Below are 16,087 nucleotides of genomic sequence, written 5' to 3'. Positions count from 1 at the left end.
TGAACATGATGCAAGCAGAGGCTGATATTAGCGCCGTCGACCCTATATTGGTCGGTGGTGCAGCCATGTCGCTAGAGCGACCAAGCCCAATGGAAGCGCAAAGTTTACGTGCGTTATCCGAAGGTATGCCACGTAAAAGTATTATTGCCAATGGCGTAAAGTCAGTCACTTTACGTCGCCTGTTAGTGGTTGGCAGCGCCTTTATCATGTCGATAATGGCTATTTACGAGATGGTGTCGGTATTTAATGTCGGCGGAGTAACGCCGCTGGAATACATTGTTTTGGTCTTGTTTGCGGTTAACTTTTGTTGGATTGCTTTGGCATTTAGCGGTGGCATAGCTGGCTTTATTATACTACTCAAAAAACCGTCTACAGAAATTGCAGAAAGTATAAAACTGCATACCCGCACCGCAATATTAATGCCGACTTATAACGAGTCACCCGATCGCGTTTTTGCCGCAGTTGAAGTGATGGCCATGGCCTTGGTTGCATCGGGCGAAAGCCATGCATTTGATTGGTTTATATTAAGCGACACTACTGACCCTGATATTGCGTTGGCAGAAGAACAGGCATTTTTAATCTTGCGCCATCAAGTCAGCAAAGATGCGCGGGTGTATTACCGCCGTCGGCGTAAAAATGATGCCCGTAAAGCCGGTAATGTGGCCGATTTTTGCAAACGCTGGGGCGCCAGATACGACCATCTTTTGGTGTTAGATGCTGACAGCTTAATGGAAACCCACACTATCGTCAGTTTGGCGAGACGTATGCAGGTAGACCCTGATGCTGGGCTTATCCAAACCATTCCGTATTTAATCAATGGCAATACCCTAATGGCGCGATTACAGCAATTTGCTGCGCGTATTTATGGCCCGGTTATTGGTACGGGTTTATCTTGGTGGACCCATAAAGAAGGCAACTTTTGGGGCCACAATGCCATCATTCGTACTCAGGCTTTTATGAGCGCCGCTGGGTTGCCCAATCTTGCAGGAAGACCGCCATTTGGTGGTCATATCATGAGCCACGACTTTGTTGAAGCGGCTTTGATTCGACGGGCTGGTTGGAGCGTGGTCATTGCCGCAGATCTTCCTGGCTCTTATGAAGAATGCCCACCGTCTATTGTCGATTTGGCCGTGCGCGATCGCCGTTGGTGTCAAGGTAATTTACAGCACTCGCGGGTGTTGTTTAGTAAAGGATTACATTGGGTGAGCCGTTTACATTTACTCACAGGGATCATGGCGTATTTGTCATCGCCTTTTTGGTTAATGTTGATTTTGTCAGGCTTAATGTTGGCATTACAAGCGCACTTTATTCGCCCCGAGTACTTTACGGATCAATTCTCCTTATTTCCCACTTGGCCGGTGATGGACTCAGACCGTGCACTGCGGTTGTTTTATATCACCATGGGCATATTGTTTGGTCCTAAAATTCTTGGGATCATATTGTTACTGAAAAATAGCTCCATGAGTAAGCAGCTCGGTGGCAGAGGTAAAGCCATGATTAGCGTCGTGGTTGAAGTGATATTGTCGGCACTGATTGCGCCGATAATGATGCTGATCCACTGCGGTGCGGTAATATCTATTTTAGCCGGACGCGACAGCGGTTGGGCACCACAACGACGTGATGATGGCAGTTTACCCTGGCTAACACTGATTTACCGCCACCGTTGGCACATGTTAATTGGGGCGCTATTAGGTTATGCCGCTGTGCTTGATTCGCTGACCTTGTTAGCTTGGATGAGCCCTGCGTTAATTGGTTTGTGGCTGGCGGTTCCGCTTTCGGCCATGACAGGCTCTGAAGGTTTTGGTTTATGGGTAAAGCGTTTAGCCATACTGGCAACACCTGAAGAAGTGTGTGCCCCCAAGCTAAGTCTAGATTCACAACTACGCCGTAGCGAATACGTTAGCGCTATTGCGCAGCCGTGGACCTTATCAAAACTGCTGCAAGACCCAGAGTTAATGGATCTTCATTTAGCCATTATCGATAAAAGGCCTCATCGTTTACCTGGTTCTACGGTTGAGTCGCTGGAAGCGATTACCCGGGTTAAGGTGCAAGAAGCGCAATGTCAGCACAACATTGCCAGTCTGTTTACCCGTCAAGAATTGGCGTATTTACTGGGCAATCCTTTATTACTTAAACAGTTACAAAAGTTACCAGAGCAGTATGTCACCGAAGGAATCGTGTCTTTCTGTTAGGTGAGTGTGTGATTTACGGTTGATGTGAAAAAAGCCCTGCCGGTTTATATCGACAGGGCTTTTGTGTTTCTGGGGGCTTATATCAACACAGTGCGCACTTAAGCTTACAATGACAATAGATGATTATGTGATCGTTATAGATTGTGAGCTGATTATTTATCAGTCATAATTTTAGTCACTAACGTTAACCCGTGACTTTCATCCGTGACGTTAATCCGTAATCATAATCAATCACTTATCAATGGTGTGCACTTATATAGCTTATGGCTTTTGATCCTTCATCAAGTCCACATAATCCATGCTCACGCAGTCGCGATAGATTGTCGTGGCTGAGGTGTACCTTGCGCCGCAGCCAGCAAGAGGCGGTGGCATCGTCAACCATGACAGCCACCAGTGACAACTTTTTTAATGCGTATGCGATTTTCTTAGGGGCAAGCCTAGGGCAAATGGGTTGGGTAACCGGTTTACCTCAGCTGTTTGGCGCGATAGCACAACTGTTATCAGTGTGGTTAGCGAGTCATTTTAGTCGCCGAAAATTCATTGTTGTGTGTGCAGTATTGCAAGCGGTAGTGGTGTTAGGCATGGGCGCGCTCGCGGCGTTTAGGCCTGAGAATGCGGTGTGGTTATTCATTGGCTTAGCTGTGTTCTATCAAGGGTTTATTAATCTGATTCAGCCACATTGGCGTGCTTGGATGGGCATGATAGTGCCACAGCGTCGTCGGGGCGCCTTTTTTGCTTCGCGCACCCGCTTAACCATGATGGCGTCACTAAGCATATTTTTTGTTGGCGGCGGCATCTTAACCTTAACCGACTCAGTGCAGATGGCATGGCTTGGTTTTAGTTTACTGTTTTCGATTGCGGCTATGGGGCGGTTTGTATCGGCGTGGTTATTGTTGCAAATGCACGACCCAGAACCTAGGGTGGCAAAAGCATCTGGGGTATTTACCCAAACCTTGTATAACTTTGGTCAAGCATGGAAAGATAAAACCTTTAGGCATTACAGTTTATTTGTTGCTGGTATGCAGTGCATGGTCGCGATATCAGCACCGTTTTTTGCGGTATATATGCTCGAAGGCTTGCACTTTACCTACTTCGAATTTGTGTTAAGCAGCGTAGCGTCTATTTTGACTCAGTTCATCACCTTGCGGTTTTGGGGGCGCTTTAGCGACCTATATGGCAATCGTCTGGTGATGATCATCACCAGCTGCTTAATTCCCAGTTTGCCTTTGCTGTGGTTATTCTCGGAAAATTATTTATACATTCTTGCCATTCAAGCTTTTTCGGGTTTTGCTTGGAGTGGCTTTACTTTAAGCACTGCTAATTACCTTTACGATATTCGACCCTTTCGCAGTGACTTTGCCATCTATGCCGCCTTACAAGCTGCATTAAGCGCCGGATTTGTGTTTGTGGGAGCCATGGTCGGCGGCTCCATTGCCTCATATTCGGAAGTGTTTTTAGTTTGGTCTGGTTTGGATACTTGGTTAAGCAGCCCAATATTTGTGGTGTTTATCGTATCAACTACCATGCGATCGCTGGTGGCATTGTGGTTTATTCCGCGCTCGGTCGAGCCCAAAATTCGCCCTAGACCTCAACTGCTGACACTGATTTTCCGTATCCGTGGTTTTAATGCCATATCGGGTGTGAGCTTAGATTGGCTAACCGTTGCCAAGAAAAAGCGCGATAAAGAGAAGTAATGACCAGGCGCAAACGGTTATAAAACAGTGGTTGATGCGCGAGTGGATCAGAGTGTATTGACGCGCTCACTTTTAATTGACAGCGTTACAGTCGGTAATCAAAAAACTTGCGCTTATCAGGCCCTGAAGCGTTAGCACTAATTTTATTTGGGTGTTTATACTCATCCCAACTGGCCACATTACGGCCCATATTTAACTGTGGAAAATTCAACGGTGGAGTGCTCAGTTGCGGAAAGTTCAACTGTGGAAATTCAGTGGTATTTGGCTTAGGTAAACCGATAAATTGCAATAGCGCAGTAAAGCTACCAGTCACACTAATATCAAGAGCAATAAAGTCATCTCGCCCTGCAAAATAACTCAACACTTGCTGCTGGTGGCGCAGATAGCAGGCTGTTAAATGGCTATCATCAAACACATCCTCAACCTGCCATATATCAAAGCAATGGTTAAAGCTACGTTTCATCACCGGATGAAAACGACCCTTGTCTTTGTCTAAATGCACTAGCATTCTGCCCAGTAACATTTGCATCGACGGCAACCACTTATCTAACGGCCTATCTAAATAAACAAACTTAGCGTTGGGAAATAACCTATCTAATTGCCGATAATCACTAAAACACGGCGCATCAGACACCGCATCGGCCAACATAAACGCCTGCTTAGTAAAGGCTTGGTGGGCAACCGCTAACCCTTGCTCAAGTAAGGCCACACTCACACTGGTTGTGCCGGTACGCGGCAAACCAATAATAAACACTTTACTAGCCAGCTCATTCGCCACTTTAGCTTTAGGTAAAGCGGCTTGTGGTGATGTCGATACTTCAGTCAGCTTAGATGTCATTAATTACAGTCGCATTGGGTTATATAAATTAAAGGTTATAGAGACAGTAAACGATTATACCGAAATGCCTGCCAAGGTGTTATCGAGCTTGCTAATGGGAGCCATGAGGCAATTAACCACTCTATTCGCCTCACCTTGTGAGGCGAATAAATTGCTATTTGCCTCATGTTGTAAGTAGAATAGTTGGGTATGTGCATCAATACAGTATTTTAGTCAGCTAAACAGGAGTTACTATGTGGATTTGGCAACAGCAAGAATGGCCAGAGTTTGTATGGGATAATGCTCGTATAAGTGCACTATTGAGGCAAATTCAATTTAACCAGGGTTTGCTGCTGGGTAAAATGGGTTCTGAATCCGCGAGTCAATGGACACTCGATACCATGCTGGCCAATATCGTTCATTCAAGTGCTATTGAAGGAGAAAAGCTTAACGCATTTTCTGTACGTTCCTCTTTGGCGAATAAGCTTGGCGTGAGTGAAGAAAAACCTTATCCCACCACGACGCAAACTGATGGTTTAGCAGATATCACCTTAGATGCGCTACAAAACTGGCAACATCCGCTGAGTTTAACGCGGATTCTAGGTTGGCATTCAATGTTATTTCCAGAAAACCAAACGGGGTTTAATCCTGTTGTTGGCGGTAAGTTACGTGGTAATGAACCTATGCAAGTAGTATCTGGCCGTTTAGACAAACCTACAGTGCATTTTGAAGCGCCTCCACGCAATACACTAGATCTTAACTTAACGCAGTTTTTTGAGTGGTTTAATCAATCGCGAAATCAACCTAATGTCGACCCGCTCGTGCGCGCAGCCATCACCCATTTGTGGTATGTCACCTTGCACCCGCTTGATGATGGTAACGGACGTATAACGCGTTTACTCACCGACTTAGCACTCGCGCAAGCTGAGCATCGCTCGATTCATTTTTACGCCATGTCAGTTAGTATTCTTGAGCGACGCAAAGCCTATTACGCAATATTAGAGTCTACCCAGCAAGGTGGCTTAGATATCACACCTTGGCTGCTGTGGTTTTTAGACACCTTAAATGACGCTATTCAACACACGCTCAATAGCATTGAGCAAACTACTGCTAAAACCCAATTTTGGCGTCGAGTGGACCAACGCTTACTCACTCCAGCGTTAACCACAGAACAAGTTAAGGTACTTAACCGGCTGCTTGATGGTGATTTTAGTGATGGGATCAGCAGTAGCCAATATCAAAAAGTGGCTAAAGTCAGCCGCGCAACCGCAACCCGTCATTTAGCGCAATTAGTCGAACAACAATGTTTGGTTAAAACCGGTGCGGGCGGTAGAAGCACAAGGTATGTGTTGGTGCGCTAATTTAATCGTTTTTCTGTAAGCATTTTATTGATAAATAATATTATTCTTAGTCGTAATATGCACTTATTGCTATGGTATATTCTTAGTGTTTTCACTTTCAAAAGGCCTATCCGACATGGAACAAGTTGGTATTTATGAAAAGCTTATTACTCAGCTGATAGATAAAAGCATTAATCGTGATGTGTTCTATTTAGGTGAACGGCCATTAGAGAGCGCTGAGGCTAGTGTTTGGCTGTCGAGGTTTTTGACCAAGATAATGGAGTGTGCCATTGGTGCAATCCCCAGCGGAGACAATCAACTTACCGAGCAAATCAGCTTGGCAAATAAGTTAGTGCTTTGGTTAAAAGATCATGTTCAAGATGATCAATTGATCACTGAAAACTTGCTCGATAGTAAAGGCCGTATATTGACGGCACTATTTGATAAAACAAATCCTATAGCTACAGACTTCCCAGTGTTTACTAAAGCTATCTACCCGCTAACAGGGTTAAGCCAAAGCGAACTTTTTTGTGGTAGCAATGCCGGAATTTCTTTAGATACCGAATTAAAGCGCGAGATCCGCTCAGCAGACAAAATTTATTGGTTAGTGTCTTTTATTAAGTGGGCTGGCATTCGCATTTTTAAAAATGAACTTGAAGAGTTCACTCGAAGCGGCAAAACGCTGCGGATCATTACGACATCTTATATGGGGGCGACCGATGCTAAAGCAGTCGAGTTTTTAGCTAGCCTTCCTAACACCGAAGTTAAGTTGAGTTACAACACCAAGCGAGAGCGCTTGAATGCGAAATCTTATTTATTTCTGCGTGATACAGGATTTCACACTGGATATATCGGTTCATCCAACTTGTCCCATTCTGCGCTGACTAGTGGTCTTGAGTGGAATTTAAAAATAACCACCCAAGAAATCCCACACATAATCGATAAATCCCTCAACACCTTTGAATCATATTGGCAATCAAGTGAATTTGAATCGTTTAATGGCGATATCGAAGCTAAAAACAAGCTTCATGAAGCATTACGTGAGGCTAAAGGTAGTTATACCGAAAGCAGCACCTTTCATTTTGATATCAAACCCTTTGCACATCAGCGAGAAATTCTTGAGCAGTTAAATGTTGAGCGTAGTATTCATCAACGGTATAAAAATCTGGTAGTTGCGGCAACCGGCACCGGTAAAACGCTTATTTCAGCGTTTGATTTTGCACGTTTTTATAAACAGCATCCAGAAGCTAATTTCTTATTTGTGGCTCATCGACAAGAGATCCTTAAGCAAGCTTTATCTGCCTATCGTGGAGTATTGAAGAATAATCAGTTTGGTGAATTGTGGGTGGCTGAGCACAAACCTAATAGCTACCAGCATTTGTTTGCTTCGATACAAAGCTTAAATTTACAATTATCAAGTTTACCGCTCACTGCTGATTTCTATGATTATATTGTGATAGATGAAGTACATCATATTGCCGCTAATAGCTATCGAGGTTTGTTAGAATATTTCTCACCCAAGATTTTATTGGGGTTAACTGCCACACCAGAGCGCCATGACGGGCAAAATATTCTCGATGATTTTTGTGGGGTTATAGCCGCAGAAATTCGTTTGCCTGAAGCCATCAATCAGCGCTATTTATGCCCTTTTCAGTATTTTGCAATTGATGATGATACCGACCTTCGTAACATTAAATGGCATCAAGGGCGATATGATATCGCAGAGCTAAGCCATCTTTATACTCATAATGAACAGCGAGTCGCTCGCATTATTAGCAGCCTTAATGACACAGTCACTGACATTGGTCAGATAAAAGCTTTGGCGTTTTGTGTCAGTAAAGAACATGCAGAATACATGGCAAAGAAGTTTAACTTAGCCGGTATTAGTGCAGATATTCTTACGAGTGATAATAGTCATGAGAGGCAACAAAAACGCCAAAGTTTAATCAGCGGTCATGTGAACATTTTATGTGTTGTGGATATTTTTAATGAAGGTGTCGATATTCCAGACGTCGATACGCTCTTGTTTTTACGTCCAACAGAAAGCTTAACTATCTTTTTACAGCAATTAGGTCGTGGGTTGCGGTTAACTGATGACAAACAGTGCTGTACCGTATTAGATTTTGTGGGTAATTCACGTGATGAATATGACTTTTCACAAAAGTTTAGGGCGCTGGTTGGTAAAACGAATCAATCGATTAAAGACGAGATCAACAATGACTTCCCGCATTTGCCATTAGGGTGTCGGATTGAGTTAGAAGAGCAGACTCAGGCAATGATTTTGCGAAATATTAGCCGTGCAACCATGAATGCTAGCAGGTTGCGACAGCTCATTAATAATTTTCAGCACCAAAGTACATTAACCTTAACCTTGGCTCATTTTTTACGCTTTAACCCGAATGTTAATTTAGAGGATATCTATAAGCTAAAAATGAGCTGGCTAGAACTAGTTGATAGTGCAAATAAAAATCAAATTAATGAGCCAAATTTAGATGTTAGTCTGGCTAAAGCTTACTATCGTGCGATAAATAATCACTTGCTCGGCTGCAGTTCTATCTCATATTTACAGTTTTTAAAGCAGTTAATTATTGATAACTTCAGTTTTGAAGAAAATGATGCTACCCAGTGCCAATTTGCACTAATGTGCCATTACAATTTTTGGGATAAGTCGGGCACCGAGCTAGGCTTTACAAACCTTAAGCAAAGCTTAGTTGCGTTGAGGAATACTCAATTACAAGCAGAGCTTCTAGATGTCATATCGTTACTTATCGATCGCATTCATCATCGCGAATTTGAAATGAATATCCCCGCACTAGAAGCCTTAAAAGTGCATTCAAGATATACCAGAGAGCAGATCCTAGCCGCCAGTGGTGCAAGTTCTTTTGAGAGAAAATCAACCGCAAGGGAAGGTGTTTTAGTTCTTAACGATCTTAATGTTGAATTACTTTTTGTTACTTTGAAAAAGTCAGTCAAACAATTTTCACCAACGACTATGTATCATGATTATGCGATTAATGAATCACTATTTCATTGGCAATCTCAAAATAGTGCAAGACCAGAGTATGGCAGGGGCTTAGGCTATATTGAGCAAGCAAAAATGGGTCGTAAGTTAATCTTGTTTGTGCGTGAGCAAGCGAAAGATGAGAACGGTCGCACCATGGGCTTTGTTAATTTTGGTGAGGTGGTTTATATGGCTCACTCTGGGGCACAACCCATGAATATCACCTGGAAATTAATGACGCCCATACCTGATGCAATGTGGCATGAAGCTGCAAAATTAGCAGTAGGATAAGCCGATCATATCGGTACCGGCAGCTGTTGAAAACAGGATGTTTTCTCCAAGTCACATGGATGGGTTTACTGTGTATCGTTTTAGGAAGTATGTTGATATTTTGGATATTTCGTTTTAATAACTTCAACAGTATTTAAGTCTTATTAACTTAGAGCGAAACTGTTTGGGGTTATTATTTGGGGTGTATTCAGTCATGCTTCATCATTATTGAGGATTATATACTCAAATGTAATCCTGTCGTATCTTATTTAAATTAAAGTGGGTTTAAAAATTATATGTAAATAGTCAGTACAAAAGGAATTGATGATGTCTATATATAAGTCTTCAAATAGAGTTAAAAATCAAACTCTGAGTTTATCGCACCTTAGAAAAATTTGGGGAAGTGAACAAAATGTAAGCGACAAACTATTAAGTGAAGTGGCTGAAGAGTTGAATTCTAACGTTAATATGTGTCAACTCAATACAGAATTAAGAATGTGTCACTTTATCGCTCAAGTGATGCATGAAGTTGGAGGTAAATTCAACTTAGAGGAGAATCTTAATTATAGTGAAATGGCTTTGATATCTACATTCTCACACTATGGACGAACTCCTTCAGATGCAAAAAATCACGCATATAACAGGGCTACTAATAAAAAAGCAGATATCGAAGCAATTGCAAATCATGCATATGCGAACCGAATGGGTAATGGCAGTGTAGAGTCTGGTGACGGCTGGAAATATAGAGGTAGAGGTATGCTTCAATTAACTGGAAAATCCAATTATATTTCAATGAAAACAAAACATAATAACTTGTGGAGTGCAAGTGTCGATTTTGTTGCTAACCCCGATTTATTGCTACAACCCAAGTTTGCAGTAAGATCTGCTCTAATATTCTGGCTTGAACATCAGCTTTATAAAAAAGCAGATATAGGGGCAAGTCGAATGGTTACGGATAGTATAACGAAAGTCATTAATAGTAAGACAACAAGTTACAGCGAGCGTCATGATAATTTAACTGATTTATTAAAAAGGAAGGTATTTAAAGATGTTTTTTAATAAAGCTCTCTGTTCTTTTATAGTTTTTTTAACTTCCTTCTCACTAAATGCAAATGAGTTCAGATTATCTGAGTGGACTGACCAAGAGTATTTATTACATTCTCCCACAGAAGGAGCTGCTGAAGTAATCATAGACCGCCAGGCGTCAAACGATTTGCAGTTAATTGCTGTTCTACATGTTAGATGCGGAGGAATAGATTTCAGAGTGCCAGTCATTAAGGGTAATTTTGAAACAGGAGTTAGTAGTGCGGAATATTTGGAGTATGTCATCTTTAAATATGAAAATAAGATATATTCACCAATAAAATCAATTAGTTCATACTATGTTATCCCAAGTGATAAAAATGAGTCTGTAAAACCTCATTTTTTAGAGTTTGAAACACAGAATACGACAAGCGGTTTTTGTAAATATATAAATAACAAGAGCGAATATGACAATCCTATTTATATTCAAAGCGATAAGTGACATTTTCTGTATTTTTCGATTCAAATTATAGCTCAAATGCTCACTTTTTTTGTGGGGGATGTTTGGCATTAAATTCAGTTTTGCTTTAAAGCAGACTTGTACTAGCCTAGATATATTCGCTTTTGCGATTGGTCAAGACCGGATGTTTTCGTCAAGCCCCCATGGATGGGTTTACTGCGTGCTGCAGAGGATGATCTGGTTGACGGATTAACCCATAAACCTGTCCATAATCGACTTGCTCATCTTTGTTTTGGTCTAAGCAAATTTGGTTTTAATATTTAAGGTCTTAGCGTTTTAAGTCTGGCACTTTAAGTCTTAGCGCTTTTAGGTTCTTAATGATTAAATACAACAATGGCAGCCATATTGGCTGCCATTTTTATTGCCGCTAGTGAGTCACCAGCGGTTAATCGCGTTGTTGTTGGCCCAAAGCTCAAAGTCAAAATGTTCGCTGAGATTAGTTAATAGCCATCGATATAAAGTAACCAACAAATGTGGCGGTTACCACACCAATAAAGCCTGGAATAATAAAGCTGTGGTTGAGTACGTATTTACCAATATGGGTGGTGCCAGTTCTATCAAAACTAATTGCCGCTAAATCGCTTGGGTAAAATGGGAAAAAGAAGTAGGCATAACACGCGGGCAGCACGCCGATTAATACCGGTGCTGGGATGCCAAGTGAAAAACCTAGTGGCAGCATAATAGTTAACACCGCAGCCTGGCTTTTTAAGAAGATCGATGACACAAACATCGCGATAGCAAATGTCCATGGATACACGCTGACAATGTCGCTTACCGCGCCCACCAAATAGGTTTTATGGTGCTCAATAATGGTGTCACTCATCCATGCAATACCAAAAATGATAATGACCGCTGTCATACCTGCGGTGAACACGTTACTGGTGACAATTTTTTTCGGTGATATATTGGTGGCGAGTAAAATCACCCCACCGACAGACAGCATCATAAACTGAATCGCTACCGACATTTTTACGCCAGCTGGCAGTATTTGCTTACTAAACATTGCCACCATGATAACGGCAAAGATACCGAGTAAAAATACTGTTAAGCCTTTCTTTGCCGTTGATTCTGCCTGTGGCGTTTGCACTTCATCCGCTTTGGGATCGGTTAATGATTCACGAAACTCATCATCTGTTAAACGTGCCTGAAACTCTTCATCTTTATCTAAATCTTTACCGCGCTTTAAGCTCCAGGTACACGCCACTAGCAAGCCTGTTAGTGTGGCGGGAATGGTCACCATGAGTACATCAAGTAAATTAATATCTAGATTGTTATCAACGGCGGTGGCAAGCACTACGGCAGCGGCAGCAGCAATAGGGCTGGCGGTAATGCCCATTTGTGATGCCACAGTTGCCATGGCTAATGGGCGTTCAGGGCGGATACCTTTCTTGTATGAAACATCATAAATAACAGGAAGCAGGGGATAAACTGAGTGGCCAGTGCCGACCAGTACGGTTAACGAATAGGTACACAGTGGGCCTAAAAAAACGATGTGTTCAGGGTGTTTGCGTAACAGCTTTTCAGCAAATTTGACCAAAAGCTTTAAACCGCCAGTGGCCTCTAATGTTGCAGAGGCTGCGACTACGGCCAGAATAATTAACATGACGCTGACTGGCGGTGAGCCTGGGGCAATGCCAAATACAAAAGCGAGTACCGAAACACCTAACCCGCCCAATAAACCAAAGGCGATTCCGCCGTGGCGAATACCAACAAATATCACCGCTAATAACAGCAGCATGTGTACATAAAACATCGTGTTCTCTCCCCATGTAGGTCGTTATTATTTTTAGCCTTTTGAAGTTATCTCACTCTCTCTTTGAGGTTCGTGATTTAACTCAAGCTATTGAATGGGATGTGAAGATAAATGTTTAAAACGTGAACAACATTCTATACAAGCGCATATATTGTGTTGTGGCACTTCTGTTGGGGAGGGAAAATGGAATTGGCCGTTCAGGTTATTCTGCTACATGCCCTGTTTACTTGTGTTAAGTCACATGTTGAGGCATTACTACTAGTGCGACATCAGCAGCCAGCCTCTGATGTTAAAAGATCATTATCTGATAAGGCTTTGGAAGGTGTAGTAAAAGGCGGTAAGTCAAATATGTCGAGAAGCCCCCCGTGATCACAGTGAAGTCACGGGGGAAGTTACTATTGTTTAATTGCTTGATGTTCGACCATTTGGTTGTAACTAAAGCCAGTGATTTGATTTTTATTATTACGGGTAAATTTAAGAATTAAATCTTGATGCTGCTTTATAACATATCCGTCAATGAGTAACTTATCACCCTCTATGCTGAGCAGTTTAGATGTAAAACCATTCTCTTCTTTGGGGATTGGTGAGGAGTTTTGAATGCCTTTAATTTTTCCATCTTTATCGAAAAAGACCGTCATATCTACAATGCCTTTTTCAAAAATTAGTCGCTGCTGGATCTCATCATTATCAATACTTTTTGAAAAGCTATAGTGATTTTCTAAAGCGCCAAGTTCTGCTTCTAATTGCTGCCAAAACCCTTGAAAAACATCGAGCGGTGCAGAGGCCATTTGTTCATCAAAAATTTCAGCTAATTTAGTTAACTCATTGGTATTAAGCAGGTTAAATAATTTTGTGGCTGTGTCAGTGAGTTGATCTGGTGGTAGGTGAGTCACTTGCGCTAAGTTATATAATGTCCAATTTTTTAAGCCAATGGTGTTAATTTTCAAAGTATTATTTTTGAGTGTTATCGCTATTTGATGGTCATCATCAAACGCATAACGGCCTACATATTGCTGTAAATCTATGGTGTTATTGCTTACTAAAGACACTATATCGGGCGTTTTATGGGCTAACAAAATGCCTGAAACTTGTTGAATAATTTTTTTTCTCATATCAATTGAGAGGTCAATATTACTAACATTATGTACATGATTCATATATATAATAATGGTTATATTTTGCTCTGGAAGGTAAATGAAATCTGCCACTGTGCCTGCTGTTGCACCATCATGGCGATAGGCTTTTTGATCCCATAATGTTGTCATTTCCATGCCATAGCCATAAAACTCATTATTTCTTCTCAAATCCACAGGGTTAGAGAGTAAATAATCAAACTTCTTGTCTTTGAATATTTTATGGGCATTCATTGCATCTACCCATTTGAACAAATCTCCTGTGGTTGAATAAAGGCTTGCTGCACCGACTAACCAACTGTTGTCTATTTTAGTGGTGTGTACTTTGTCGGAACCTATGCCGCTATAGCTCTCGACTAACAGCGGGCTATTGTCAGGTCTGGATGCACTAGTATTTTTCATGCCAGCAGGTTCGAAAAGGTAGGTTTTTAGGTAATCAGCGTAAGTTTTTCCTGATGTTCGCTCAATAATGTCAGCTAATAAAATATAGCCGGTATTGGTGTATTCATAACGGCTGCCTGGTTCAAATGAGTTAGGCAGATCTTTAAAGCTATCAATTAATGATTTCTTTGTTACAGGTAAGGTTTTCTCGTGCATGAGTGGATCATTATCACCGTCAATACCTTTACCCGTATCCATAGGATCTGGAATACCGGCAGTATGAGTTAACAGTTGGTAAATAGTCGCTTTTTGACCCACTTCATTTTGATAATAGGGTAGGTATGTCGCTATGGGGTCTGCTAATGATAACTTACCTTGTTGGGCTAATAATAATATGGCGCTAGCGGTAAATTGCTTTGAAATTGAACCTATTGCAAATACTTTATCACTATCATTGTTAACCTCAGTTTTTACATTCGCGGATCCATAACCCCGGCTATAAATAATTTTATCGTCTTTTTTAATCGTTATTGCACCATTAAAACGACCAAGTTGCTCATATGAAGCCATTAATTTTGAAACTTCGGTTACGTCATATTCATTAGCTTGGACATGGCTTATTAAACCCAAGGTTAGAATTATAATGGCTATATTTTTAATATTCATTTGATCACCTAAAATCCATACTATGTACATTGCATTGCTAGGTAGTCTAGTTCAATAAAATATACATAGCAATACAATGTACGTAGTTAAATTTATTTGGCATAGTAATCATGGGGTTTAGATGATATGTTTATCAAGTGACCTAGGTTATCTTTGACTAATAACAACATTTTTAAAGTAATACCGAACAGAAATTGCAATGGTATGTATATCGTTTTACTATGTAGGCATGATTAAATTATTAAAGATAACTGTGCCATGCTTTCTGATCAGATCATTGACCGATGGTTGCCTCAATTTCGTAAAGGTTTACTAGAATTTATTATCTTATTAAAGTTAAAACAAAACATGAGTTATGGTTACGAAATAGCGTCGGAGATTAAAAATCTTACTTCAATAGAAGTCGCCGAAGGAACGCTTTATCCGTTACTTAACCGTTTAAAGCGTGATGGATTAGTTCAAACAGAATGGAAAACAGCCGAGGTTGGTACACCACGTAAGTATTACCAAATTACCGACGCTGGTATTGAGACTTTAGATAAAATGAAAGTAATTTGGACTAATACGCATAGCTCAGTGCTAAAAATGGTGATGCAATCATGACACATCAATTTCCTATTAAAAGTGAAACATCTAAAAAATTATGGAGTAACTTTGAGCGCGAACTTAATCACAAGTTAGCGCCTTTATCGGTAAGTGAAAAAGATGATATTAAGATGGAAATTTTAAGCCATCTATATGAGTCAGCTTTAAATGATGGCGCTGAAAGTGAAGAAAAAAGAATTATTAATGCTATTGACCGTTTAGGTGAGCCTGATTTATACCTGACACCATTAATTTCAGATATTTTGCATGCGCAAAGTGTCGCTAAAGGGCACCCAAAAGCGATATTAAAAAGCTTATTACAAATTACTCAAAAAAGCTTATTACACTTGTCTTTAACTGCTATTTTTGGCTTTGGATATTTTATTTCGTTTATCTTTTTTATTATGGGAATAATGCATATATTCAACCCTGAAGTTGGCATTTGGCTGGATAATAATGGTGGGTTGCTATCACTCTCTTTTTCTCATCAAGATAATGCAACTCAATGGCTGCCTGCGCAGTTTTCATTTATCGCCATTTTAGCTAGTGTTTTTGCCTATTGGGGTTTAAGTAAACTATTGTATCTGTTGTTTTTTAAACCTAAGGTTAATAAACAGAGCTCCTATTAGTGCGCCTGCGCGTTTTTCAACGCTATTATCTAAAAACAAAACCTTTAAGTGATTAATTTTAATCGGCTGTAGCTTAAGCATTG

11 protein-coding genes are annotated in these 16,087 nt (G+C 40.9%); 8 read left to right on the top strand and 3 right to left on the bottom strand.

Annotation, left to right across the window (positions count from 1 at the left end):
- Window positions 1–8 precede the first annotated feature (8 nt).
- The gene (gene mdoH, locus H5164_RS14400; RefSeq protein WP_404948430.1) at window positions 9–2,192 is read left to right on the top strand and encodes a glucans biosynthesis glucosyltransferase MdoH; all 2,184 of its coding nucleotides are present in this window, start codon (window positions 9–11) and stop codon (window positions 2,190–2,192) included.
- Window positions 2,193–2,455: 263 nt separating this feature from the next.
- Entirely contained in the window at window positions 2,456–3,886 is a 1,431-nt protein-coding gene (locus H5164_RS14395) for an MFS transporter (protein WP_182756792.1), read from the top strand.
- A gap of 85 nt (window positions 3,887–3,971) precedes the next feature.
- Here the strand turns inward: H5164_RS14395 and H5164_RS14390 are convergent, their stop codons facing one another.
- The gene (locus H5164_RS14390) at window positions 3,972–4,724 is read right to left on the bottom strand and encodes a sulfotransferase family protein (protein ID WP_182756790.1); all 753 of its coding nucleotides are present in this window, start codon (window positions 4,722–4,724) and stop codon (window positions 3,972–3,974) included.
- Between the two features lie 233 nt (window positions 4,725–4,957).
- Between H5164_RS14390 and H5164_RS14385 the strand changes: the two genes are divergently transcribed.
- The 4 genes from H5164_RS14385 (at window position 4,958) to H5164_RS14370 (ending at window position 10,839) form a co-directional block, all read left to right on the top strand.
- A complete protein-coding gene (locus H5164_RS14385) occupies window positions 4,958–6,064 on the top strand; it encodes a Fic family protein (RefSeq protein WP_182756788.1) in 1,107 nt (368 codons plus the stop codon).
- A 115-nt stretch (window positions 6,065–6,179) separates the two neighbouring features.
- Window positions 6,180–9,335, top strand: a complete 3,156-nt coding sequence (locus H5164_RS14380) for a DUF3427 domain-containing protein (RefSeq protein WP_182756786.1) — start codon at window positions 6,180–6,182, stop codon at window positions 9,333–9,335.
- Between the two features lie 306 nt (window positions 9,336–9,641).
- On the top strand, window positions 9,642–10,373 hold the full coding sequence (locus H5164_RS14375; protein WP_182756784.1) for a glycoside hydrolase family 19 protein: 732 nt from the start codon (window positions 9,642–9,644) through the stop codon (window positions 10,371–10,373).
- Window positions 10,363–10,839, top strand: coding sequence for a hypothetical protein (locus tag H5164_RS14370; RefSeq protein WP_182756782.1), 477 nt, complete (start codon window positions 10,363–10,365; stop codon window positions 10,837–10,839). The genes H5164_RS14375 and H5164_RS14370 overlap by 11 nt, the downstream gene beginning before the upstream one ends.
- Window positions 10,840–11,293: 454 nt before the next feature.
- On the opposite strand, the gene H5164_RS14365 is transcribed toward H5164_RS14370, so the two are convergent.
- Together H5164_RS14365 and H5164_RS14360 are read right to left on the bottom strand one after the other, a co-directional pair.
- Window positions 11,294–12,610, bottom strand: coding sequence for an anaerobic C4-dicarboxylate transporter (locus H5164_RS14365; RefSeq protein WP_182756781.1), 1,317 nt, complete (start codon window positions 12,608–12,610; stop codon window positions 11,294–11,296).
- Between the two features lie 395 nt (window positions 12,611–13,005).
- Window positions 13,006–14,790, bottom strand: a complete 1,785-nt coding sequence (locus tag H5164_RS14360; protein WP_182756778.1) for a serine hydrolase — start codon at window positions 14,788–14,790, stop codon at window positions 13,006–13,008.
- A 258-nt stretch (window positions 14,791–15,048) separates the two neighbouring features.
- On the opposite strand from H5164_RS14360, the gene H5164_RS14355 reads away from it, so the two are divergent.
- Both H5164_RS14355 and H5164_RS14350 read left to right on the top strand, forming a co-directional pair.
- Window positions 15,049–15,393 carry a PadR family transcriptional regulator gene (locus H5164_RS14355; RefSeq protein ID WP_124018348.1) on the top strand — a complete coding sequence of 115 codons (345 nt, stop codon included), beginning with the start codon at window positions 15,049–15,051 and terminating at the stop codon, window positions 15,391–15,393.
- On the top strand, window positions 15,390–16,004 hold the full coding sequence (locus tag H5164_RS14350) for a hypothetical protein (RefSeq protein ID WP_124018349.1): 615 nt from the start codon (window positions 15,390–15,392) through the stop codon (window positions 16,002–16,004). Before H5164_RS14355 ends, H5164_RS14350 begins: the two co-directional genes overlap by 4 nt.
- The last annotated feature ends 83 nt before the right edge of the window (window positions 16,005–16,087 follow it).

The organism is Shewanella sp. SG41-3 (assembly GCF_014164545.1).
GTDB classification, from domain to species: Bacteria; Pseudomonadota; Gammaproteobacteria; order Enterobacterales; family Shewanellaceae; genus Shewanella; species Shewanella vesiculosa.
This window is presented reverse-complemented; position numbering and strand designations above follow the sequence as displayed.